Annotated in this window: 19 protein-coding genes and 1 pseudogene; 9 read left to right on the top strand and 11 right to left on the bottom strand. The window is 69.3% G+C overall.

Features of this window, described 5'->3' with window-relative positions:
• Positions 1 to 116 precede the first annotated feature (116 nt).
• Positions 117 to 1340: a hypothetical protein gene (locus GV007_RS03340; protein WP_160070991.1), complete on the top strand. Its 1224-nt coding sequence runs from the start codon at positions 117 to 119 to the stop codon at positions 1338 to 1340.
• A gap of 65 nt (positions 1341 to 1405) precedes the next feature.
• On the opposite strand, the gene GV007_RS03335 is transcribed toward GV007_RS03340, so the two are convergent.
• Together GV007_RS03335 and GV007_RS03330 are read right to left on the bottom strand one after the other, a co-directional pair.
• Positions 1406 to 2050: a response regulator gene (locus GV007_RS03335; RefSeq protein ID WP_160070990.1), complete on the bottom strand. Its 645-nt coding sequence runs from the start codon at positions 2048 to 2050 to the stop codon at positions 1406 to 1408.
• Positions 2047 to 3249, bottom strand: coding sequence for a sensor histidine kinase (locus GV007_RS03330; RefSeq protein WP_160070989.1), 1203 nt, complete (start codon positions 3247 to 3249; stop codon positions 2047 to 2049). The genes GV007_RS03335 and GV007_RS03330 overlap by 4 nt, the downstream gene beginning before the upstream one ends.
• A gap of 133 nt (positions 3250 to 3382) precedes the next feature.
• Here GV007_RS03330 and GV007_RS03325 point away from each other — a divergent pair, with 133 nt between their 5' ends.
• Complete coding sequence (locus tag GV007_RS03325) at positions 3383 to 4174, top strand: ABC transporter ATP-binding protein (RefSeq protein ID WP_160070988.1); 792 nt, start codon at positions 3383 to 3385, stop codon at positions 4172 to 4174.
• Positions 4171 to 6294 (top strand): FtsX-like permease family protein, encoded by a 2124-nt coding sequence (locus GV007_RS03320; protein WP_160070987.1) that lies wholly within the window; start codon positions 4171 to 4173, stop codon positions 6292 to 6294. The genes GV007_RS03325 and GV007_RS03320 overlap by 4 nt, the downstream gene beginning before the upstream one ends.
• 501 nt (positions 6295 to 6795) lie before the next feature.
• Here the strand turns inward: GV007_RS03320 and GV007_RS03315 are convergent.
• Positions 6796 to 7398 carry a response regulator transcription factor gene (locus tag GV007_RS03315; protein WP_160070986.1) on the bottom strand — a complete coding sequence of 201 codons (603 nt, stop codon included), beginning with the start codon at positions 7396 to 7398 and terminating at the stop codon, positions 6796 to 6798.
• Positions 7395 to 8627: a sensor histidine kinase gene (locus tag GV007_RS03310; protein WP_160070985.1), complete on the bottom strand. Its 1233-nt coding sequence runs from the start codon at positions 8625 to 8627 to the stop codon at positions 7395 to 7397. Before GV007_RS03310 ends, GV007_RS03315 begins: the two co-directional genes overlap by 4 nt.
• A gap of 184 nt (positions 8628 to 8811) precedes the next feature.
• Between GV007_RS03310 and GV007_RS03305 the strand changes: the two genes are divergently transcribed.
• Complete coding sequence (locus tag GV007_RS03305; RefSeq protein ID WP_160070984.1) at positions 8812 to 9306, top strand: small multidrug efflux protein; 495 nt, start codon at positions 8812 to 8814, stop codon at positions 9304 to 9306.
• A gap of 57 nt (positions 9307 to 9363) precedes the next feature.
• On the opposite strand, the gene GV007_RS03300 is transcribed toward GV007_RS03305, so the two are convergent.
• The gene (locus GV007_RS03300) at positions 9364 to 10116 is read right to left on the bottom strand and encodes a formylglycine-generating enzyme family protein (protein ID WP_160070983.1); all 753 of its coding nucleotides are present in this window, start codon (positions 10114 to 10116) and stop codon (positions 9364 to 9366) included.
• A gap of 73 nt (positions 10117 to 10189) precedes the next feature.
• Between GV007_RS03300 and GV007_RS03295 the strand changes: the two genes are divergently transcribed.
• Together GV007_RS03295 and GV007_RS03290 are read left to right on the top strand one after the other, a co-directional pair.
• The gene (locus GV007_RS03295) at positions 10190 to 11089 is read left to right on the top strand and encodes an alpha/beta fold hydrolase (protein WP_160070982.1); all 900 of its coding nucleotides are present in this window, start codon (positions 10190 to 10192) and stop codon (positions 11087 to 11089) included.
• A gap of 254 nt (positions 11090 to 11343) precedes the next feature.
• Positions 11344 to 12210 carry a MurR/RpiR family transcriptional regulator gene (locus tag GV007_RS03290; protein WP_160070981.1) on the top strand — a complete coding sequence of 289 codons (867 nt, stop codon included), beginning with the start codon at positions 11344 to 11346 and terminating at the stop codon, positions 12208 to 12210.
• Positions 12211 to 12228: 18 nt separating this feature from the next.
• On the opposite strand, the gene GV007_RS03285 is transcribed toward GV007_RS03290, so the two are convergent.
• The 6 genes and pseudogenes from GV007_RS03285 to GV007_RS03260 all read right to left on the bottom strand — a co-directional run bounded on the left by GV007_RS03285 (position 12229) and on the right by GV007_RS03260 (position 18244).
• On the bottom strand, positions 12229 to 13581 hold the full coding sequence (locus tag GV007_RS03285; RefSeq protein WP_160070980.1) for a M20/M25/M40 family metallo-hydrolase: 1353 nt from the start codon (positions 13579 to 13581) through the stop codon (positions 12229 to 12231).
• Complete coding sequence (locus GV007_RS03280) at positions 13568 to 14614, bottom strand: branched-chain amino acid ABC transporter permease (RefSeq protein WP_160070979.1); 1047 nt, start codon at positions 14612 to 14614, stop codon at positions 13568 to 13570. The genes GV007_RS03285 and GV007_RS03280 overlap by 14 nt, the downstream gene beginning before the upstream one ends.
• Positions 14611 to 15483: a branched-chain amino acid ABC transporter permease gene (locus tag GV007_RS03275; RefSeq protein WP_160070978.1), complete on the bottom strand. Its 873-nt coding sequence runs from the start codon at positions 15481 to 15483 to the stop codon at positions 14611 to 14613. Before GV007_RS03275 ends, GV007_RS03280 begins: the two co-directional genes overlap by 4 nt.
• Before the next feature lie 253 nt (positions 15484 to 15736).
• Positions 15737 to 16237, bottom strand: a pseudogene (locus GV007_RS03270) (ABC transporter ATP-binding protein); the annotation flags it as partial.
• Positions 16230 to 16982, bottom strand: a complete 753-nt coding sequence (locus GV007_RS03265) for an ABC transporter ATP-binding protein (protein WP_160071562.1) — start codon at positions 16980 to 16982, stop codon at positions 16230 to 16232. The gene GV007_RS03265 and the pseudogene GV007_RS03270, both read right to left, overlap by 8 nt.
• The gene (locus GV007_RS03260) at positions 16970 to 18244 is read right to left on the bottom strand and encodes an ABC transporter substrate-binding protein (RefSeq protein ID WP_160070976.1); all 1275 of its coding nucleotides are present in this window, start codon (positions 18242 to 18244) and stop codon (positions 16970 to 16972) included. Before GV007_RS03260 ends, GV007_RS03265 begins: the two co-directional genes overlap by 13 nt.
• Positions 18245 to 18476: 232 nt before the next feature.
• Here GV007_RS03260 and GV007_RS03255 point away from each other — a divergent pair, with 232 nt between their 5' ends.
• Genes GV007_RS03255 through GV007_RS03245 form a run of 3 tightly spaced genes read left to right on the top strand, consistent with a single transcriptional unit; the run spans position 18477 to position 22139 of the window.
• Positions 18477 to 19604, top strand: coding sequence for an amidohydrolase family protein (locus GV007_RS03255; protein WP_160070975.1), 1128 nt, complete (start codon positions 18477 to 18479; stop codon positions 19602 to 19604).
• Positions 19601 to 20812, top strand: coding sequence for a M20 metallopeptidase family protein (locus GV007_RS03250; RefSeq protein WP_160070974.1), 1212 nt, complete (start codon positions 19601 to 19603; stop codon positions 20810 to 20812). The genes GV007_RS03255 and GV007_RS03250 overlap by 4 nt, the downstream gene beginning before the upstream one ends.
• Complete coding sequence (locus tag GV007_RS03245; RefSeq protein ID WP_160070973.1) at positions 20805 to 22139, top strand: hypothetical protein; 1335 nt, start codon at positions 20805 to 20807, stop codon at positions 22137 to 22139. Before GV007_RS03250 ends, GV007_RS03245 begins: the two co-directional genes overlap by 8 nt.

The raw sequence follows: 22139 nt of genomic DNA, 5'->3' as shown, positions 1-22139 counted from the left end.
ACGGGGTCGGGGCGCGCCCTTGCCGCGCCAGATGGCACCCCGCGAGGCTGGTGTGGCCGCGCCCTGGGCAAGGAGACGCGGCCGATGCTGCTGCCCGACGAAAGGTGACCTCCCCTATGACAACACGACGACGGACGCGGCGGCGCGCGGCCCTGCTCACGGGAGCTTCGCTCGCACTCGGCGGGTTCCTCGCTGCGGCAGCGGCACTCCCAGCCTCGGCGGCACCAGCCACCGCCGGAAACTACTCGGGCACCACCGACAGCGGTCGCGACGTCGAGTTCGCCATCGACGGCAACGGCACGCTCACCGGCTTCTCAACCACCAGCACCTGCTCGATCTTCGGGATGTTCCCGCAGACGATCTTCATCGTCTGGTCCGGCGACAACCCGCCCGTGGACGTCGAGGTCGGCGTGCCGTTCGAGGTCGAGTGGGAGCTGAGCGGCGGCAGCGGCACGACCACCTACGAGCTCTCCGGGGTACTGGATGCGGATGGCACCTTCACGGGCGAAGGACTGGCGCAGATGGACCTGCCCGTCCTCCCCTGCGTCGCCTCGCCCTTCGAGTGGACCGCAGCGATCGGCGGCGTGACCCCAGAGCCCACGGCTACGGCGACGCCCACGCCGACGGCCACCCCGACGCCGACGGCGACCGCCACGGCGACGCCCACCGCGACCGCGACCGCGACCGCCACACCGACGGCCACGCCGACGGCGACCCCCACTCGCACGCCGACGCCAACTGCGACGCCGACGCCAGCGCCCATCGGTGCTGAGGATCTCGCGGAAGAACGCCGCGGCGGCATCTCGGTGCCCGCATCCGCGGAGATCGGCGGAACGGTCACCCTCGGGGTCGGCGCCGACTACGCAGGTGCGACGGTCAATGTCTGGCTGCAGACCCCGGAGCCGCTCCTGCTCGGCTCCGTGCTGGTCGACGATGCCGGGCGCATCGCCGTGACCCTGCCGGTCGAGCTGGAGGCCGGAGACCGGACCATCGCGGTCTCCGACGCTGCCGACGCCGTGCTCGGCTGGGACGTGATCGAGATCGTGCCGAGCGCGCCCACGCCCACGCCCACGCCCACGGCGACGGCGACGCCGACTTCGACAAGCGGCGAGACTCCGACGGCTAGTGCATCGGCGACGACGACCGCGACCGCCCCTGCGGGCGCGGGCTCGACGAGCACGCCACCGGCGGGTGGAGCGGGCGGATCCCACACCCCTGACGCGCTCGCCAACACGGGCTTCGACGGCACGGCGACCTTCGGCTGGATCGCCGGGGTCGGCGCCCTGCTGCTCGGGCTCGGGGCCTACGGCTTGACGCGCCGTCGCCACCACCAGAGCTGAGCTCGCTGGGGCGAAGACGGAGGCGGGAATCGCACGCAGCGGCTCCCGCCTCCGTCATCGCTCGCTCACCTGACGACGCCCATCCGCCACGCCCAGGCCGCGATCTCGACGCGGTTGCGGGCACCGAGCTTCACGCTGATGTTGCGCGCGTGCGTCTTGACGGTCGAGACGGAGACGAAGAGGTCGGCGGCGATCTCCTCGTTGGTGCCGCCGCGGGCGATTGCGGCCGCGATCTCCACCTCCCGTTCGGAGAGCTCGTGCTCGACGCTGGTCGGGGTCCTTCTCACGGCGGTGCCAGCGAGCTCGCCCAGCAGCCGCACCGTGATCGAGGGCGAGACCAGCGCGTCCCCGCCGGCGGCGGCGCGAACCGCCTCGACGAGCAGCCGCGGTCCGGCATCCTTGAGCATGAAACCGGATGCGCCCGCCTGCAGCGCGGAACGCAGGTACTCGTCGCTGTCGAACGTGGTCACGATGACGACCCGCGGCGCATCAGGCCGAGCGGTGATGATGCGTGTGGCGTCGAGCCCGTTCATCCCGGGCATTCGGATGTCCATGAGCACGACATCCGGGTTCGTCTTCGTCGTCGCGGTGACGGCCTCGTCGCCGGAGCCGGCGACGCCCACCACGCGGATGTCGCCCTCAGCTTCGAGGATCATGCGGAACCCGGCGCGCACCATCTCCTGGTCATCGGCGAGCACGACGGTGATCATCGCTGCGTCTCCAGGGGGAGGGAGACCGCGACGGTCCACGTGTCCGAGGTGCCCGCGCCGGCGCGCATCACCCCGCCGAGGGCGGCGACCCGCTCGGACATGCCCGTGAGCCCGAACCCGGCAGTGGCGTCCTCGCGAGCACCGGCGGGCACCCCGTCGTTCTCGATCTCGAGCACCAACTCGGCGTCGATCACCCGCACCGACACCGCCGTGGTCCCCGCAGGCGCGTGTTTGCGGGCGTTCGTGAGCGCCTCCCTGACCACGCGGTACACGGATTCGCCGACGCCCGGCGGCAGGGGCGCATCCGCGTCCTCGAGGTGCAGCGTCGTGCGCTCGCGGGCTGGGTCGAACCGTTCGACCAGCGTCGGGATGTCCGCGAGACCGTATCCAACGCTCAAGGATGCGGGTTTCCCGTCGCTGTGCTCGTCGCGGATCGCACCGACCATGCGCCGCATCCCGGTGAGTGCCTCAGCGCCGGCCGCCTCGATGGCGGTCAAAGCCTCGGTGGTGCGCTCGGGGTCGTCGCGGGCGACGGCGAGTGCCGCCTGGGCCTGCACGACGATGCCGGTGACCTGGTGCGCGACTACGTCGTGGAGCTCGCGCGCCAGCTCCAAGCGCTCGGTTCGGCGAGCAGTCTCCAAAGCGGATTCACGGCGGAGGCGCACGAACCGAGCTGCGACACCGCCGATCACGGCGCACCCCCAGATGAGGATGGCGAGCAGGATCGCGGCCTCGTCGACGCCGATGCGGAGGAGGGTGATGGCAAGCGCGACCACAAGCGCGCCGCCGCCGACGGCGATCGCGCCTCGGAGAGACGCGGCGCGCACGCCGAACACCGTGAGCGCGGCGAGGGCTGCCGACTCGGTCAGCGAGAACCAGGGGAAGCCGATGGATGCGGCAACACCGGATGCGAGGAGCGAGACCGCGAACGCGGACAGCACGGTGAGGGTGACGGGCAGTCGACCTCGAGCGACCACGAGCGCAGCCACGACGAGAGCAACGAACGCGGTCGCCATGGCGCCAGCGATGAGCGCATCGGCGGCACCGGACTCCGGGACGACCGCGGACCGGGCGGCGAGCTCGAAATCGACCACGAGCAGGAACGCGAGCGCCACGAACTCGGCGACCTTCGGCGCCGCCTTGAGGCGGGCTGGGAGGGAGCCGAGCCGCCCTCGTCCGCCGTCGCTGCTTGTCGTCACCCATCCATCCTCGCGGAACCGGCTTGAGCTCCACTGCGTCTCGCCAGCAAATCGTTCGAAGGGACGAGCGAGCCGGACATGACCGTCCCCTCGGTCGAGGCGGGCAACCCTGCACGCATCGGAGGGTGGATGCATGACTCAAGACCTCGGCGCTGTTCGCTCCCAGCCCTCCGTGCAGCCGCTCCCGCTGGCCGCTCAAGCAATCGACGTCGTGCGCGAATACGGTGCCTCCGGCAACCGAGTGCGCGCCCTCGACGGGCTCAGCCTCGACCTGCCCGCGAGGCGGTTCACGGCCATCATGGGTGCCTCCGGTTCAGGTAAGTCGACCCTGCTGCACTGCCTCGCGGGGCTCGACCAGCCGACCTCCGGCCGTATTCTGCTCGGCGATACCGACCTCGGGCGGCTCGAGGACGCAGCCTTGACGGCAGCACGTCGAGACCGGATCGGGTTCGTTTTCCAGGACGGCAACCTGCTCCCGCATCTCACCGCGGGTGAGAACATCGACCTCGGAGCGTCGCTCGCCAGGCGTCGCCCCGAGCGTGGTTGGCGGGCTGAGCTCGTCGAGCGGCTCGGCATCTCCGACCGACTCCGGCACCTGCCTGCACAGCTCTCCGGCGGTCAGCGTCAGCGGGTCGCCGTCGCGAGGGCCCTGCTCGGACGACCCGACCTCATCGTCGCCGACGAGCCGACCGGTGCCCTCGACAGCGAGTCGGGCAGCTCCCTGCTCGCGCTCTTGCGCGCGTGTGTCGACGAGTACGGGCAGACCGTCGTGATGGTCACCCACGACCCGGTGGCCGCCGCCGTCACCGACGAGGTCGTGCTGCTCAAGGACGGGAGGGCCGCCGGCACGCTGCCCTCGCCGACCCGCGGTCGGGTGCTCGAGAACGTCGCCGCGCTCGCGGCCGGTGCGGGGGTGTCCGCATGATCGTCATCCGCGCGGCGGCCAGAAGCGTGCTCCGGCGGCCGGGCCAGGCGGTCCTCATCGGCATCGCGATCGTCGCGGCGACCGCCTTCGCGGCGGCGTCCCTGCTGATCGCGCTCAACGCCCGGACCGCACTCGTGGCCTTCGGCATGAGCACACCGGCGGCGGCGGATGCAGTTGTCCTCCCGCACGCGGAACTCGCGACGGAGGCGGTCACGGAGATCGCCGAGCGCGCGCGTACGCTCCCCGGCGTGGACGAGGTCGCCGTCGAGTACCTCGGCGACGTCGAAGTGCAACTCGGCGGCTCCACCACCGTCTGGAAGCTGACGAGTGACCCCGGTACCGGCCCGCTGAGCGGCATCGGCGCGCTGACCGCCGGCGCCCCTCCGGAGATCGGCGAGGTGGTCATCGGTTCGAGCACGGCCGAACGCTCCGGTGCCTCGGTCGGCGACGTGTTCGTGGCGGGCGGCCATGAGCTCACGGTCGCCGGCATCGGGCAGGTGCACGAGTTCGGTCAGGATGTCGCCCTCATCCGGGAGCAGGATGCAGTTGCGATCGGCGACGCCATGACCCCCATGCAGATCTTCGTGACGGGCGAGCCCGACCTCGACGTGCTGAGCGCGGTGGCGGGGGAGAGCACTGTCGTGGGCGGCGAGGAGCGGCGCGCGGAGGAGGCGCGCTCGGTGACCGACACGCTCGTGGGCGTCTTCGGCGCGCTCACGGTATTCGTCGGCCTTGCTGTGCTGTCCGCCGTCGTGATCGTGAGCTCGACCTTCCGCATCCTGCTAGCCCGACGAGCCGCCGAGCTCGCCCTGCTGCGTTGTGTCGGGGCGTCACGGGCCCAGGTCCGCCACTCGGTGCTCGTTGAGGCGGCGTTCATCGGACTCGTCGGCGGAGCAGGGGGCGTCGCAGTTGGGCTCGCGGCCGCCGCGGTGCTCGTCGCGGCGGCGAGAGGGGCCGGGCTGGTCGACGCACCATTCGACGCCGCGCCTGCAGGACTCATCGCCTGCCTCGTCCTTGCCGCGGCCTGCTCCATCGTCGCCGCACTCCCGGCTGCACAGGCTGCGGGCAGGACCTCGCCGGTCACCGCGCTCGGGGAGGCACGCTCGTCGGATGCACGTCCGCTGCGTGGAGGGGCCCGCGGTCTGACCGCTGTCACAGCGGCCGCCTTCGCAGCCGCCGCCGCGATCGCAGGGGTGGCTGTCGCGCCCACCGACGAGTTCCTCGGCCTCGCGCTCGCCGCGCTGAGCGGCACGCTCGTCTTCGCGGCACTCGTCGCCGTCGGGCCCTTCCTCATACGCTGGTCGGCCCTGCTGCTGCGGCCCCTCGCATCCAGGTCAGTCGCCCTTCGGCTGACGATGTCCAACGCACGTCGCGCATCCCGCCGCACCGCCGCCATGACCACCGTGCTGACGCTGGGTGTCGGCCTCACAGCGGCGCTCACCGTCGGCGTCGCCGGCGCGACCGCCGACGCCGAGGCAAGCGTCGCCCGCAACTTCCCCACGGCGGCCATCATTCCCGTCGACCTCGTGGACGACCCAGACGCGGTCATCGACCGCCTCTCCGCTGACCCGAACGTGGAGGCGCGCCTCGCCGACGCGGACATCCTCATCGACCCGGCCCCGGGGGTGGCGCCTGAGGCGCTGCGATCAGCCGTGCTCGACCGCCTGGACGCCGGCATCCCCGTGTACTGGGCCGCCGATGTGCAGGCGGGGACCGAGCAGACGATCCTCATCGGGCAGCTCATCGGCGCCGCCATGATCGGGGTGACGCTGCTCGTCGCGATGATCGGGGTCTCCGTCACGCTGGCGCTCTCGGTCGCCGAGCGACGACAGGAGATCGCGCTGCTGCGCGCCCTGGGCGTCAGCCGCGCAGGAACTCGCCGCTCCGTCGCTGCAGAGGCAGCGCTCGCCGCCACGATCGGCGCGGGGATCGGCGTCGCCGTGGGATGCGGATACGGGCTGCTCGCCCTGCACATCCTCGGCATGGCAGGCGGGGTGCCGCCATTCGGGGCACTCGCGGTCCTCGGCGCGGGCGTGGTGGGCGCGTCGGTGCTCTCTGCGCTCGCGCCCATGCGGACCGCGAGTCGCGTGCAGCCAGCGATCGGAGTGGCCGCCCGCTGACGCGCGTCGGCAGCCTGCGCGTCGATCGTCCCGCACGCCCGTCACACCGCGCGCCCATCAACCTCGGGATGGGTTCCGCGCTTCGGGATGGGTTGCAACTCATCTGCGTGCGTGTAGGCCATCCCGAATCGGGGTGGCGTCGCGAGCGGGAGCGGGAGCGGGCGCGGGAGCGGGCGCGGTTCCGCGAATCTGTCTTCGCGCGTGCGCGTGCGCGTGCGCCTGGGTGAGGTTGCTGTTTCGGGATGGGTTCCGCGCTTCGGGACGGGTTGCAAGCCATCTGCATGCGTGTAGGCCATCCCGAGACGGGGTGGCGTCGGGAGCGGGCGCGGGAGCGGTCGCGGTTCCGCGAATCTGCCTTCGCGCGTGCGCGTGCGCCTGGGTGAGGTTGCTGTTTCGGGATGGGTTCCGCGCTTCGGGATGGGGTGCAAGCCATCTGCGTGTGTGTAGGCCATCCCGAGACGGGGTGGTGGGTGGCCGGACCGCCGCGCTGAGCCCGCCGCGCTAGATCCAGCCGCGCTCGCGGGCCACGACGGTCGCCTGCTGCCGGGTCGACACGGCGAGCTTCCCGAGCGCCGATGACACGTGGTTGCGGACGGTGCCGGGGGAGAGGTGCAGGGTGCGGGCGATCTCCGCGATCGTCTCGCCCCGCTGCCCGGCCCGCAGCACGTCGAGCTCTCGGTCGGTGAGGGGGCTGCGTTCGTCGGCGAGCGCATCCGCGGCGATCTCCGGGTCGACGTAGCGTCGGCCAGCGGCGACGCGTCGGATGATGTCGGCCACCTCCTCGGCGCGGCGGGACTTCGGGATGAACCCCTCCACCCCCGCGGAGAGCGCCCGACGCAGCACCCCGGGCCTCGCGTGCCTCGTGACGACGATGCACCGCACCTCGGGCAGCTCCTGCAGGCGCTCGGCGACTTCGACACCGTCGAGGCCGGGCATCTCGAGGTCGAGCAGGCAGATGTCGGGCTTGAGGCGCAGGGCCTCCTCGACGGCGGCCGTGCCGGTGCTGCACTCGGCGATCACCTCGAGGTCGTCCTCGAGGCGTAGCAGCGAGGCGAGCGCCGTGCGGATCATGTCCTCGTCGTCGGCGAGCAGGACCCGGATCATGCGTGTCCCTCCGTGCTCGCCGCAGCGTGCTGGGCGGCGATGGGCAGTCGCACCTGCACGGTGAAGCTCGTGCCGTCGTTCCAGGCTTCGACTTCACCGCCGCTCGACTCGAGGCGCTCGCCCATGCCCGTGAGGCCGCTGCCCCAGGCGATGTCGGCCTCGGCGCTTTCTGTACGGTCGGCGGCGTCGTTCACCATCCGGTAGAGCCACGTGTCGCCGTCGCGGCTGAGCTCGATACGGGCGCGGGCGCCGTCGCCGTGCTTGAGCACGTTGGTGACGCTCTCGCGCACGATCGGTCCGAGTACAGCGACTGGGGCGGATGCGGTGCCCGGTCCCACGTGCATCCGCACGTCGTGGCCGGCGGCGCGCAGCAGGTCGGCCGCGTTCTCGAGCTCGTCGGGCAGGGGCACGCCTCGGAAGCTCGTCGCGAGCGCCCGGGTGCCGGCGCGCGCCTCGTCGACGGCGCCCTGGGCGGCGCGGATCTGCTCTGCCGCCGCCGCCGGGTCCTTCGTGAGGAGCCGCTCGGCGAGCTCGAGCTGCAGCGCGATCACCTGCAGGTGGTGGCCCTGCAGGTCGTGGACGTCGTTGGCGAGACGAAGACGCTCACGGGTCGCGGCGAGCTGGCTCTCGGCGGCGCGGGCCCGGTCGAGTTCGAGGATGATCTCCCACCACCAGAGGGAGAAGGCGGTCATGGTGGGGAGCATCATGATGAAGAACGCGGGTGCCGAGAACGCGTTGGAGGGAATGCCCTGCCTCGTGAAGCTGGACGCCTCCACGAAGACAAGCGCGGTGACGAGCACCGTCGCGCCGACGACGACCCGCCACCGCACGCCGGGTGTCCACGGCCGGACAGCCAGGACGAACCCGAGAACCCCGACTGCAGCGAGCACGGACGACGTGCCGACTCCGAGCAGCAGCGCGCCCAGCGCGGCGAGCGCGAACCCGGTCATGTTGAGCGGCGACCGCGGGTGCCGTTCGCCGTCACGGGTGGCATGCACGCTCGGTCGGTAGTCGAGGAGCAGGAAGACGCTGGACGCGATCCAGGCGGCCCCGCCGGCGATCGCGACGGGGAGCCGCCAGGGCGCGTCGAGCGCCGGCGACGCCCAGGCCCACAAGACCCAGAACATGCCCGTGAACGCGACGAAGGAGACGACCCCCACCACCGTGTACCACCAGGTGGCGGTCACGCCGCGGGCAAGCGCGATCTCGCCGATGCGTGGAGTGCTCATCCCTCCACGGTAGGCCAGCGGGGGACGCGCGACCCGTGACATATGTCACGAACCGGCACGCGCATCCTCACGAGGAGTGGTGACGCGGTGACACTGCCGCTGCGCGAGCATCCCGACTGGAATGGAGTCATCACCGCGGTACTCCGACGCGGTAGCCCAGATCTCAGCTTCGAAAGGCCACACCATGAACCCCATCGCAGAGCTCATCCTCGGCTTCCAGAACCTGATGGCGCAGCTGCCCGAGTGGCTCCAGCCGCTCATCGTGGCGCTGGCTGGCGCGGTTCCCTTCATCGAGGGGGAGGGGGCGGCCACGATCGGCATCATCGGCGGCATCAACCCGGTCATCGCCGCGGTGGCGGGCGCCGTCGGGAACTTCATCGCGGTAGCGCTGGTCGTGTACCTGGGTGCTGCCATCCGGGCACGCTTCGCGAAGTCGCCGGCGGACGCGAAGCCTAAGACCGCGAGCCGCGAGAAGTTCCAGCGTGCCTTCAATCGCTACGGGGTCGCCGGTGTGAGCCTCCTCGGCCCGCTGCTGCTCCCGACGCACTTCACGGCCGCCGCGCTCGCGGGAAGCGGCATCTCGAAGGGGCGCGTGCTGGTGTGGCAGGCGGCCGCGATCATCCTGTGGACGACCCTGCTGACGCTCATCGTCACGGGCGTCATCCAGTTCGCGGTCTGACGGCTCGCTGTCCGAGCCGAACGGTCACCTCAGCTTGAGGATGGCGGCTGGCGCCGGTCAGCTCTGAGGGGTCCACCCGAACGGGGTGGGCCCCTCCAACGTCGCGCGCTCGCGATCGGCTGCCGCTGACCAGCCCTGGGCCGCGTCCACGGCGTCGAACCCGCCGCGCGCGACGCGGAACCCGACATCCTCGTGGTGCATGCGGGGCGCACCGCCGCGGCGAACGGAGGCGCGGACGCTCCACGTGTCGTCGGCGTAGCCGCCGCCCCTGAACACGCGGTAGTCGTCGTAGCGGGCCGGGTCGAGGTGGTCCCAGCACCATTCCCACGTGTTGCCGAGGGTGTCGAAGAGGCCGTTGAGGTTGGGGTGCTTGCCGCCGACGGGCTGCGGGCTGGTGACGCCGTCGAGGCTCGTCCAGGCGACGTCGGCGAGCGGCCCGTATTGGGCTGCGGTCGACCCGGCGCGGCACGCGAACTCCCACTCCGATTCGGTGGGGAGGCGGATGCCGTCCGAGTCGACGTGCCACGTGACCTGCTCTCCGTCGTACGAGTAGGCGGGGTCGAGCCCTTCCCATTCGGAGGCGGCGTTGCAGAAGCGGATGGCGCGCAGCCAGCTGACGTCGGTCGCGGGCCGTTCGGGGTGGCTGGTCCCGTCGTCGGTGGCTTCGCCGAGGAGCTCGCCGAGCTGCGACTGGGTGACGGCGTAGACGCCGATCTCGAACGGCTCCAGCTCGACGCGCCTGCGCAGCTTCCGGCGGGCGTCGTGCAGCTCGACGGTGCCGCCCTCGATGGCCGAAAATTCGATATCCATTGGGGCCATCCTCGCACCGGAGGCTGCCGCCGGTGCCTGGCGAGTGGTTGTCGGAGCGTGAGAGCATGCCGGGATGATCGACTCCGCCGCCTTCGTGACCACCCCCGACGGTCGTCGCCTGCGCACCTTCGCGAGCGGGCCTCTCGATGCTGGCGCGGTGGTCATGCTCGAGGCGGGCCTCGGTGCGAGCGGCCTGTACTGGGGGCTTGTGCACCGGATGCTCGCGGAGCGCGTGCGGGTCGTCGCCTACGAGCGTGCCGGGTATGGGGAGAGCACACCGGATCCCGCCCCGCGCACGTTGGAGCGGCTCGCGGATGACCTCGACGCGGTGGTGAACGCGCAGGAGCCCTCTCGGCTGGTGCTCGTCGGCCACAGTTGGGGTGGGCCCATCGTGCGGCGCTTGGCAGCACGTCGCCTTGCGGCCGGTGCGCCGACGGATGGGGTTGTGCTGGTCGACCAGAGCGACGAGCACGCGGCCCTGTATTTCCGGCCTTCGACGCGGCGCCTCTTCGCGTTCTCGGCCGCGGTGCTGGAGCCGACCGCCCGACTCGGCCTGCTGCGTGTGCAGCTGCGGAGCCTCGTCGATGGGATGGATCCGATCGCGGCGGCACAGGCGCTGGATGCGTCGACGAACCCGGCCGCGGCCCGGGCCGCCGCCGCCGAGCAGCGCCTCGTGGGGAGCGAGCTCGCCGGGTTGCGGTCGCGCCCGCCGCGGCTCGGCGACCTGCCCATGCGGGTGATCTCGGGCATGAAGGAGACGCCGGCGGACCGCACGCGCGGCCCGCTGATCGCGGCGCACCTCGAGACGGTCGCCGCGCATCCGGGGGCGGTGCACGTGCGGGCGGAGCAGTCGGGCCACGTCGTCACGGCATCCGAGCCGGAGCTGGTGGCACGGCAGGTGCTCGAGTTGGCGCTGCAGGCCGGCGATCGCGGGGTCGGCTCGCGTGCATCCGGCGACGATTCATCGATCTGAGGGCCGTTGTCACGAGCGCGCGCTGCCTCGATTCCGGGGGAGACGAGTCTTCGAGGGGCTGGCAGCCACGGACTACGACGAATCTGCAGGGGAGAGGCGCTCTTAGCCGGGATCGTCCGCCGCGGCAGGAGAAGCTCGCTGGGCGGTCTGACGAGGAAGACGGCGTCGAAAGCTCGACCCGAAAGAAACGGCGGTAGGCTCGCCTCGTAACGTGCGTTACACGAGGGGGGTATCCGGTGACAGAAGGCAGTGACGTGTCCGAACCGGCGATCGAGGAGCTCATCCGCGACGCCCTGGATCGGTTCTCGGCGAGCGAGCGCAAGGTCGCCCGCACGCTCCTCGCGAATTACCCGATTGCCGGGCTCGAACGCATGGCGGAGCTGGCGAAGCGAGCAAACGTCTCGCCGCCGACGGTCGTGCGGTTCATCTCTCGGCTTGGGTTCTCGGGGTATCCGGCTTTCCAGCGACGGCTGGCTCGGGAGGTCCACGAGCACCTCGGATCACCGCTCGAGCAGTATGACCGCGCGGATAGGCGGGTCGAGTCCTCGCAGTTCCTCGGCTATGCGGCGAACCTGTACAACCAGGGGATCAACGAATCGTTCGCCGAGCTGCCGGAAAGCGAGTTCTACCGCGCCGTCTCCCTGCTCGCGGATCCGCGACGCCGAGTGCACCTGATGGGTGGCCGCTTCAGCTGGATCCTCGCCAAGTACCTGTGCTCGCACCTGCAGATGATCCGACCAGGAGTCGAGGTGGTTCCCGATGACGAGATCGGCCGGCTCGGGCTCGTCAACGATTCGTCACGCACCGACGTGATCGTGGTCTTCGACTATCGCCGCTACGACATCGAGACGGTGAGGTTCGCCCAGCGCCTGGCAGACCGGGGAGCAGAGGTGGTGCTGCTCACGGATCGGTGGCTCTCACCCGTCGCCGACCTGGCCAGGGTCGTTCTGCCAGTGCGGGTCGAGGCACCGTCACCCTTCGACAGCCTGGTGCCGGCCCTCGCACTCGTGGAGAGCCTCATCGCGGCGGTCACCGACCGGATCGGCGATGAGGGGCGAGCGCGGCTCGAGCAGCTCGAGGCCATGCGCGCCAGGGGTGCCACTCGAGCACCCCTGGCGTAAGCCGCAGCCGCCGTTCGCTCAGGCCACGCCGCAGTACCGCACAGCCGTCAGCGCGTAGGTCTTGGCCGCCGTGATGATCTGGTGGATCGGCACGTACTCGCCTTCGGCGTGGGCGGTGGTGGCGGCCCCCGGCCCGTAGATCACACCGGGGATGCCAGCCTCCTGCAGCCAGGTCGCGTCGCACAGGCCCATGAATCCCTCGCGCAGCGCCGGGCGTGAACCGTCGAACGCGCCGAGAGCGTCGCTGTGCGCAGCGCGCAGCGCCGGCACCACGTCGAGGTCCTCAGGAGCGTTGTATGGCGGCCACAGCAGCGTCCACTCAATCTGGGGAGGGTTGGCCGCGAGCCAAGAGTCGTTTGCACATGCGGCCGTGATCACGGCCTCTACCTCGGCGACCACTTCGGCATTGGTGCGGTCGGGGTGGTGGGCCACGCAGTATTCGACGACCAGCTCGTCCGGGTGGGCGAATGGCACCCGGAAGCCCACCGGGTGCGCCTCGAGGACGCCGGGGAGGAGATTGAAATAGCCGGGGACGAAGTCGGGGTGCCGATCGGTGAGCGCCCAGCGGTTCTCGAGCTCGCGGAGCGCGGAGTAGACGACCCAGTACTTGTCGATGGTGTTGACGCCGAGCGCCTCGCCGCGCAGCGTCGGGTGGACGGTCATGCCCCGCAGGCTCGAATGCGCCGTCTTCCCCTGCAATGTGACGCGGAACACCAGGCCGCCCGGGGTCGACATGGCGTAGTTGGGATCCCCATCATCGAAATGAGACGGCTCCACGACGATCGCCGCATCCGCCGTGTATCCCGCGTTCACTGCCGCGGTGGTGCCCGCCTCGTGATCGCCCACCTCCTCACCGACAACGGCCTGGAGCACGAGGTCGCCCTGCAACGTCACACCGGCCTTGGCAAGTGCGAGGGCTGCATACGCGGCGGCCACGACGCCGGCCTTGTTGTCAGTCGTGCCGCGGCCGTGGACGGCCGTGTCCGTGATCCGTCCGGAAAATGGGTCCTCGCTCCACTTCTCAGCGTTTGCCGGGACCACGTCAACGTGCCCGTTGAGCAGCAGCGAGCGTCCGCCACCGGACCCGACGAGACGGGCGCAGGCGTTGTCCCGCTGCGCTTCGACCGAGATCATCTCCACCTCGGCTCCCGCCTCACGGTAGATCTCGGCGACGAGCGCACTGACCTCGCTCTCGCGTCCCACATGGTCGTCGTAGACCTGCCCTGGGTACTTCGGGTTGATGCTGGGGATGCGCACGGCGGCAGCCACCGATTCGATCATCCGCGGGGTCAGCGCGTCGACGGCAGCGAGCACCCGTTCGCGGAGTGCGAGCGCGGGCTCGGGCATGAGGGGTGCGTCAGATGCGGGCATGGTCGATCCTGCTTCCTGGTGAGGTGACGGTTGGAGCCGATGGGATGGTTTGCGGGGCGGAGGGTGGTCTCCGTCGGCGCACCTGGCGGGCGACTGCGCGGACGGAGGTGTCGACGAGGCCGGCCAGCCCCTTCGGGAGGAAGATCATCACGAGTACGGTTCCCGCACCGATGATGATCAGCTGCCAGGCACCGAGGCCGGTGAGGGAGCGGTCGACGAACGTGACCACGATCGCGCCGAGGACCGGTCCCCAGATGTGTCCGGTACCTCCGAGGAAGATCATGCTCAGGCCGAGGGTCACGAAGCCGAAGCTGAAGAGGGTGGTGTCGGCGACTCGGAAGAACGAGACGTACAGCGCACCGGCGATGCCCGCGATCGACCCGCTCAGCACGAAGGAGAGCAGTTGCTGTCGGATGCGGTTGATGCCGCGGCTGATCGCCAGCTGCTCGTTGTCGCGCAGCGCGATGAGGCTCTGCCCGAAGGGCGATCGGATGACGTGGTGCAGCACGATCACCAGAGCGACGACAGCGAACGCCGTGAGCCACAGATAGCCGAGTCCGCCGGCATCCGAGAGGCGGAAGTCGCCGAGCGCGAGCCCTGGCACACCGGGGAGCCCGTTGGAGCCGCCGGTCAGCCCGGGGACGGCGAGCACCAGGTAGAAGCACAACTGCACGAAGATGAAGGTCACCAGTGCCACGTAGATGCCGCGCATCCGCAGCGCCGGGAGGAAGGCCACGGCGGCGGCGGCCGCTCCCGTGAGCCCGCCGAACAGGAGGCCCCACCACGGATTCCATTCCCACGACACCGTCGAGACTGCCATGGCGTAGCCGCCGAGGCCGAAGAAGCCCACGTGCGCGAAGTTGAAGATGCCACCGAACCCGACCGTCAGGTTCCAGCTGGTCGCCAGCAGAGCGTAGAGCAAGGCAGTGATGGCCAGAAGCCGCGCGGGGCCGGACACGATCACGTACGGCGTGAAGAACGCCGCGGCCAGCAGGGCGGCGTAGACGCCGAAGCGGAAGAGGAGATGTTTCATGCCGTCCGTCCTTTGACCAAGCCCTGGGGTCGGATCAGGAGGACCGCGACCAGCACCACGAACACGATGACCGGACTCCACTGCAGGCCGAGCGCGAACGAGGTGGCCGCCTCGAGCAGGCCGATCACGAACGCGCCGAGGAGCGTTCCCCAGAGTGTCGCGGAGCCGCCGAACACGAGCACCACAAAAGCAGTCAGAAGCGGCTCGAAGCCCTTCGTGGGTGTGAGGGTGGACGTCGTTCCGTAGATGAGCGCTGCAGCGCATGCCAGGACGGCCGCGATGCCGAAGACCGTCGCGTATACCCGAGACGGTTTGATCCCCATCAGCAGCGCCATGTCGCGATTCTGCGCCACGGCGCGGATGCCCGCGCCCCACTCGGTGCGGTTCAGCAGTTGGATGAGCCCGATCACGAGAGCGAGGGCGAGCGCGAGGGCGAGCAGACTTGTCACTGCGACCTGGGTCCCTCCGATGGACACCGTCTCCGTTGAGACTGCGGGAAGCTGGCGGTTCGTCGGGCCCCAGATGAGCTGCATGGCGCCACCCATGGCACTCGCGACGGCGAGCGTCGACACCATCACCAGCAGGGTGCCGTTGGCGCGGTGCACGAGTGGACGGACCGCCACCAGTTCGAGCACGACGCCGAGAAGGGCCACCAGCGGGACGGCGAGGATGAAGGCCAGAAGCACGGGGACCCCAAGCGGACCGGCGAGGGTCCAGATGAGATATCCGGCCGCGATCAGGATCCCGCCCTGGGCGTAGTTGAATACGCCGAGGGTGGACCAGACGATCGACAATCCGCTCGCCAGAAGAGCGTAGAGCGAGCCGAGCACGACGGCGGAGACGAGGATGGCGATGAGTGCGTCAGCCATTGTTGCCTGCCGGAGTCGAGCTGGCTGTGGGATGGGTCCCGCCAACGTACATGTCCATGACCTCCTGTTGTGAGGGGCGCTGGTCTGCGCTGCCACTTCCGACCACGCGGCCGAGTTCGATGAGATACCAACGGTCGGTGAGCTCGAAGAGGAAATCGATGTCTCCGTCTGCGACCAGGAGCGTGAGTCCTGTGCGCTGTACCTGTTTGAGGGCTGCTAGGATCTCGCCCCGCACCTTGGGTGCGAGTCCGAGCGTGGGCTCGTCGAGGACCAGCAATTCCGGCCTCGCCATCAGACCCATTGCGATCGCGACCATCTGCCGTTCACCGCCGGACAGTGTGCCGACGAGCTGGTCGCGGCGCTGCTGCAGTTTCGGGAACAGGGCCTGCACGAGCTCGAGCGTCTCGCTCCGGTGGGCACGGGCCTCGGGGCGACGCGAACCGAGCAGCACATTCTCTTGCACGGTCAGGCGCGGGAACAGCAGGCTGCCCTGAGGGATGTGGACGAGTCCGCGGCGGAAGATCTCCGTCGGGTCGCGGCGCACGATGTCCTCGTCCTGGAATCGGATGGCTCCCGCCATCGGGCGGATGAGCCCGGAGACGGTGTTGAGCATGGTGGTCTTGCCGTGGCCGTTCGGGCCGAGGAGAGCGATCGCCTCTCCTCGTTGCACGGTGACGTCGACGCCCCGGAGCACGGTCGCCCGGCCGTACCCCGCTCGGAGCCCCGAGATCTCGAGCAGTGGATGCTCACTCATGCGCGCCTCCCAGGTAGGCCTCGACGACGGCGGGGTCGCTGAGCGCCTGTTCGGGAGTCCCCTCGCTCAGCGAAGAACCGGCAGCCATCACGACCATCCGACCCGCCAGCTCGCGGAGGAGGCTCAGGACGTGCTCGATGATGAGCAGCGTCAGGCCCTGGCTGTTGAGCGAGCTGAGGAGCTCGACGAGCTCTGCCTGGTCTTCCGCGTCCAGCCCGCCCGCTGGTTCATCGAGCATCAGGAGCCGCGGCTGCGCGACCAGGGCCGAGGCGATCATGAGCTTCTTCTTCACCAACAACGGCACCTCGCCGGATGGCAGGTCACGGTATGCACCGATACCGACGGCGTCGATGGCGATGTCGATGGACTCCTGCCGGGCCGCACGGGTCATACCGGTGCCGAGGTATGCGGCGGAGACTGACACGTTGTCCCCGACTGTGAGCGTCGTGAACAGCTGCTCGCTCTGGAACGTGCGACGCAGGCCGCGTCGCGCGATCTTCGGGGCACGGAGTCGGTCGATCCGCGCCCCGTCGAACCAGATCTCACCCGACGACGGTCCGAACGGTACGCCGGAGATCAGATTGAAGAGCGTCGACTTGCCCGCGCCGTTGGGGCCCGCGATGCCGAGGATCTCGCCCTCGGCTACATCGAAGGAGACGTCGCGCACTGCGGTGAAGCCGCCGAACACCCGGCTGGCGTTGCGCACGGACAGCACGGGGCCGGGCCGGGGGGTCACTGCATCCATGGCGGCACGGTGAAGGAGGTCTCGGCGGCTTCGTCCGGTGCGATGCTGACTCGCTGCTCATCCTGGATCTGGAAGTAGATCATCGGGATTCCGTCGTCGCCCGCCACGGTGAGATGCGTCGCCGGGTCGAAATGCACTCGACCGAGTGAGGTCACGACGTCGAGATCGCCGATCGCGGCGCCGACCGCCTCTCGGTTGGTGGGGTCACCGGCGGCCTCGGCGGCATCCGCCCACAGGCGGACGGATTCGTAGAGCATGATTCCGTAGAGGCCAGGGTCGGTGCCGTAGGCCTCATCGAAAGCCGCGATCGCCGCCTCGCCTTCCGGCGTGGTCTTCAACGGGGAGATCGGCAGGTTGTAGAGCACGCCGTTCGCTGCGGAGCCTGCCAGATCGATGAACTCGGGCACGCTCGGCGCATACTGCGAGAACACCAGGGAGTCGGTCGGGTTGGCGACGAATTGGCTGAGGAAGCTCGCGGCGTTCGCGGTCTGGTAGTCGGTGTTGACGATGACCGAAGGATCGGCTTCTTTGATCTTGGTGATCTGCGTCGTCCAGTCGTTGACTTCGCCGAACGGAACGGTGTCGGGGCCGATGACGTTCCAGCCGTCGCTCTCGAACGTCTCACTCAGCCCGGAGGCGATTCCGTTCGAGTAGGGATTGTCGCTGGAGATGATGTATACGGTCTCGTTGCGAAGTGGGAAGGAGCCGTCTTCGTCCCACGCTGCGACCTTGGCAGGGAAGTCGGTGCCGTACCCGGCGTACGAGGGGGTGAGCGACCACACTGTCGGGTAGGCCTCTGGGTCCGCGGAGATGATCGCCGCTGTCTGGTCGCTGCCTCCGCCGATGATGTAGGGCATGCCCGCTTCGGCCATGAGGTCGATCTCGAAGTTGGTGGTGCTGGCGTACCCGGTCAGGACCGCTGCCACGTCGGGGTTGGCCGTCAGGGAGTTGACCGCTGAGGCCACCGCGTCGGCGCTCTGATCCTTGACGTCGGCGACCTCGAGCGTCACTGTCCGCCCATCGATGCCGCCCGCCGCGTTCAACTCGTCGACGGCGAGACGCGCCCCTTGCTCCATGAGCTCGCCGTCGGCGGCCGAGCCGCCGGTGAGCGGTGCAAGCAGGCCCAGGACAACGTCACCCTCCCCGTCTCCGGAGGACCCACCACTCGGGGGTGCACATGCGGACATGGTCAGGGTCACAGCCGCCACTGCCGCCAGTGCTGCTGCCCGACGAGAAGGCACTTGGACGCGTTTGGAACTCATGGGGGACTCCCTGCAGTTGTGGTCTCGGACACCGTTGCCCGAGCGGTCTGGAATGCGTTGGATTCACGATACTCACATTCCAGAAAGGGTCAATAGATAATGATGTGAAATTCTGGTTACGTTCTGCTTGGATCTGAGATAGTGTGCCTCGAACGGGGTTGTTCGGAACGTGCATACCGGAAATATCGCCTCGATCTCATGTCGGCAACGACGAAACTTCGAAGGGATTCACATGAGCGTGACCGATTCACTGTCGCTGCTGGATCACCATTGCCACGGCTTGGTTCCAACCTCGCTGACGGGCGAAGAGTTCCGCCTCCTCGCGACGGAGTCCGATCACCTGGCCCCCACACCGCAAGAGACACTCGACTCTCCAATCGGCCTCGCGATCCGCTCCCGCTGCGCGCCGCTGCTCGACCTCCCGCGCCACACCGAAATCGACGCCTATCTCGACCGGCGCGCAGAGCTCGGAGCCGACGAGGTGCATCGCCGTCTGATGGGCGCCTCAGGGATCTCACGCCTGCTCATCGACACGGGGTTCGAAGCATCGCCGGTGGCCTCGCCATCGACCATGGCGGAGATCACCGGGCTTCCTGCCCATGAGATCGTGCGACTCGAGCGCATTGCAGAGCACATTGCCCCCGCGAGCACCGCGGCAACGTTCGCCAGCGACTTCCTCACCGCACTCACCGAGGCCGCCGAGCGCGCGATCGGCTTCAAATCGATCATCGTCTACCGGTTCGGATTCGACATCCCGCCCGAGCCGCCGAGCGACGCTGAGGTCGTCGAGGCAGCAGGGCGATGGTTCTCCGCAGCCTCGGCCACGGGGGATTGGCGGCTCACCGAGCCCGTCATCTTGCGCCACCTGCTGTGGGCGGCGATCCCGTTCGGCAAGCCGATCCAGTTGCACACGGGGTACGGAGACAGCGACATACAGCTGTTCCGAGCCGACCCGTCACGGGCGACCAGGTTCTTCGCGGCAACCGTCGAGTCCGGCGCCGCATTCACCCTCCTGCACTGCTACCCGTTCATCCGGGAGGCCGGGATCCTGTCCCAGATCTTCCCGCATGTGTACTGCGACGTCGGAGCCGTCACCCACTACCTCGGACCAAGCGCTGGCGTGGCGATCGGACACATGATGGAGGTCGCTCCATTCACGAAGATCCTGTTCTCTTCGGACGCCTACGGCCTCGCCGAGCAGTACCTCATCAGCAGCCTGTCGTGGCGAACGCAGCTGGGGCGACTCCTCGACAGCTGGATCGCCGACGACTGGACGACCGCCGAGGAAGCGCGCCGCATCGCGGGCCTGATCGCGTCCGGCAACGCCGAGCGCCTCTACGGAATCGAGGACCACGCGTGAGGATCGCGGAACTCGACGCGCTCGAGCGCGAAGCGAGCCGACACCTCGCCGGCCACATCCCGGCGGCGATCGGACTGCGCCACAGTATTCACCGCAGCCCGCGGCTCGGCGGGGAAGAGACGGAGACTCGGTCCCTCATCGAAGCTGCACTCGGTGTCACGGGCGTGCCGGTCGCGGAGGGGATGTACGTCCGGGTCGGCCCCGCGAGCGGGCCCTCCGTGGCGGTCCGTGCGGAGCTCGATGCCCTGCCGATCCAGGAGAAGAGCGGTCGAGCGTGGTCGTCCGAGCGCCCAGGTGCTGCGCACCTGTGCGGCCACGATGTGCATGCGGCCGCGCTCGCGGCGGCAGTGATGACGCTCAGCGAGCTTGAGATCCCGATCGGGTTCGTCGCCGCCTACCAGCCGCGCGAAGAGGTGATGCCGTCTGGCGCCCGTGACTTCGTCGCCAGCGATGAGTTCAGAAGCAACGAGATCCAGGCCATGCTCGGCCTTCACCTTCAGCCGGCGCTCCCGAGCGGGCACATCTCGTCGATTCCTGGCCCGGTGAACGCGTCGGCAGACGACTTCGAGGTCCGGATCACGGGCCGGGCCGCCCACGGCGCCTATCCGCACCGTGGCAACGATCCGATCGTGGCGGCCGCGGCCATCGTCCAAGCGGTCCAGCAGCTGGTTTCCCGGCGAATCGATCCGATGACGCCCGCGGTCGTGACGATCGGCCGTCTCCGCGCCGGCGACTCCAACAATCAGATCCCCGGCGAAGCAACGCTCGGCGGAACGGTGCGCAGCTATCACGAGGGCGACCGGAGGTTCCTCCAAGCCGAGCTCGGCCAAGTCGCGCGTTCAGTCGCGGGGGCGTACGGATGCGAGGCCGAAGTGGTCTTCAGCCAGGGCGAGCCCGTGCTGCACAACGATCCGGAGCTGACGGCAGCCATCGCTGCCGCACTCGAGGACGACGGTGCCGTGCAGGCGGAACCCTTCCGATCGTGTGGGTCAGATGACTTCGCGTTCTACTGCGAGCTCTTCCCCTCGCTCATGATCTTCGTCGGCGTCGGTGATGGCCACGCCGACTCGCCCGGACTGCACAATCCGGCGTTTGCACCAGATGACGACCTCGTCGAGGTGCTGGCGCGGATGATGCTCCGCGCTTACTTCGCCGTCGTGCGAAACAACCCCCAGCTCATGTTCGACCAGAAGGAGCTCCATGCCTGACGCACCGCAGAACGTCGACATCCGGGACATCCGTGCGCTGATGATCTCGCACATCGACAACGCCGGAATCAGCCGGCTCAAGGTCATCCCGCAAGACCGGGTGCCCTCGGCTCTCACGAAGGGATCGACGATCTCCTTGAGCGTGGGCATGCTCCTGGCGGTTGACGATTTCGCTACCTCGACCACGGCGATCGATCCCACCATCGGCGACCTGCGTGGCATTCCCGACTCGAGCGCCCTGGCCTGGATCGACGAAGAGCTCGGCCTCGCGTGGGCGCCAAGCGACCTCTTCGCCCTGGACGGCATGCCCCACCCCACCTGTCAGCGTTCGGCCCTCAATCGCATCGCGAATGACTCCGACTACGAGTTCCTCGTCGGCATGGAGCTGGAGTTCACCCTCTTCCGGGGCACGAAGGATGCGCCCGAACTCGCCCACTCGGGACCGGGGTACGGCACCCTGCCGTTCCTGGAGCTCGAGGCCTGGCACCTTGAGCTGCTCGACGCCCTCCGTGTCGCCGGTGTCCCCGTCGAGCAGCTGCACCCCGAGTACGAGTCCGGGCAGATTGAGCTGTCCCTAGCGCCGCGCGCCCCGGTGCGTGCTGTCGACGACTACGTCCTCGCCCGCATGATCGTGACCCGCGTTGCCCTTCGACACGGGTTCCTGGTCTCCTTCGCCCCCGTTGCCGTGCTTGGCGGCGTATCGAACGGATGCCACATCCACCTGTCGGCGTCGGCCAGCGGGTCGAACATCTTCTTCGATCCCGAGCGCGAGTCAGGCATGGCGGAGGACGCGGAGCACATGGTCGGCGGGATCGTCAGCAACCTCGTCGACGGCCTGGTGCTGCTCGGAGGATCCACGCTGAGCTTCGAGCGACTGAAACCCCACCACTGGGCAGGGGCATACGCCTGCTGGGGGCCGAGCAACCGCGAAGCGGCGGTCCGGTACATGGGTGGCTTCGCGGGGTACGGTGCCGAGCAGTCGAACATCGAAGTGAAGTGCGCTGACCCCGCCGCCAACCACTACCTGGCAGTGGCCGCTTTGATCGGGGCGGCTACTGAGGGCGTCCGGAGGCGCACGCCGCTGCCGCCCGCCGTCCGCGCAGATCCTGCCGAACTCTCTGATGCCGAACGGACGCGCCTGGGGGTGGAGCGCTTCCCCACCGACCTCGGGAACGCACTCGAACGCTACTCCGCGAGCACGTTCTTCCGTGACCTGCTCGGGCCCGAGCTCTTCGACTCCTACCGCGTGGTACGTGCTCGTGACTGGGAGGTCCACCGCGACCTCGACGGCGACGATGTGGCGGCGCGGGTCCGCTGGAGGTACTGA

Origin of the sequence: Pseudoclavibacter sp. 8L, from assembly GCF_902506465.1 — a bacterium.
Lineage (GTDB): Bacteria > Actinomycetota > Actinomycetes > Actinomycetales > Microbacteriaceae > Pseudoclavibacter.
Note: the sequence above shows the minus strand (reverse complement) of the source record. Positions and strands in the feature narration are given on the sequence as shown.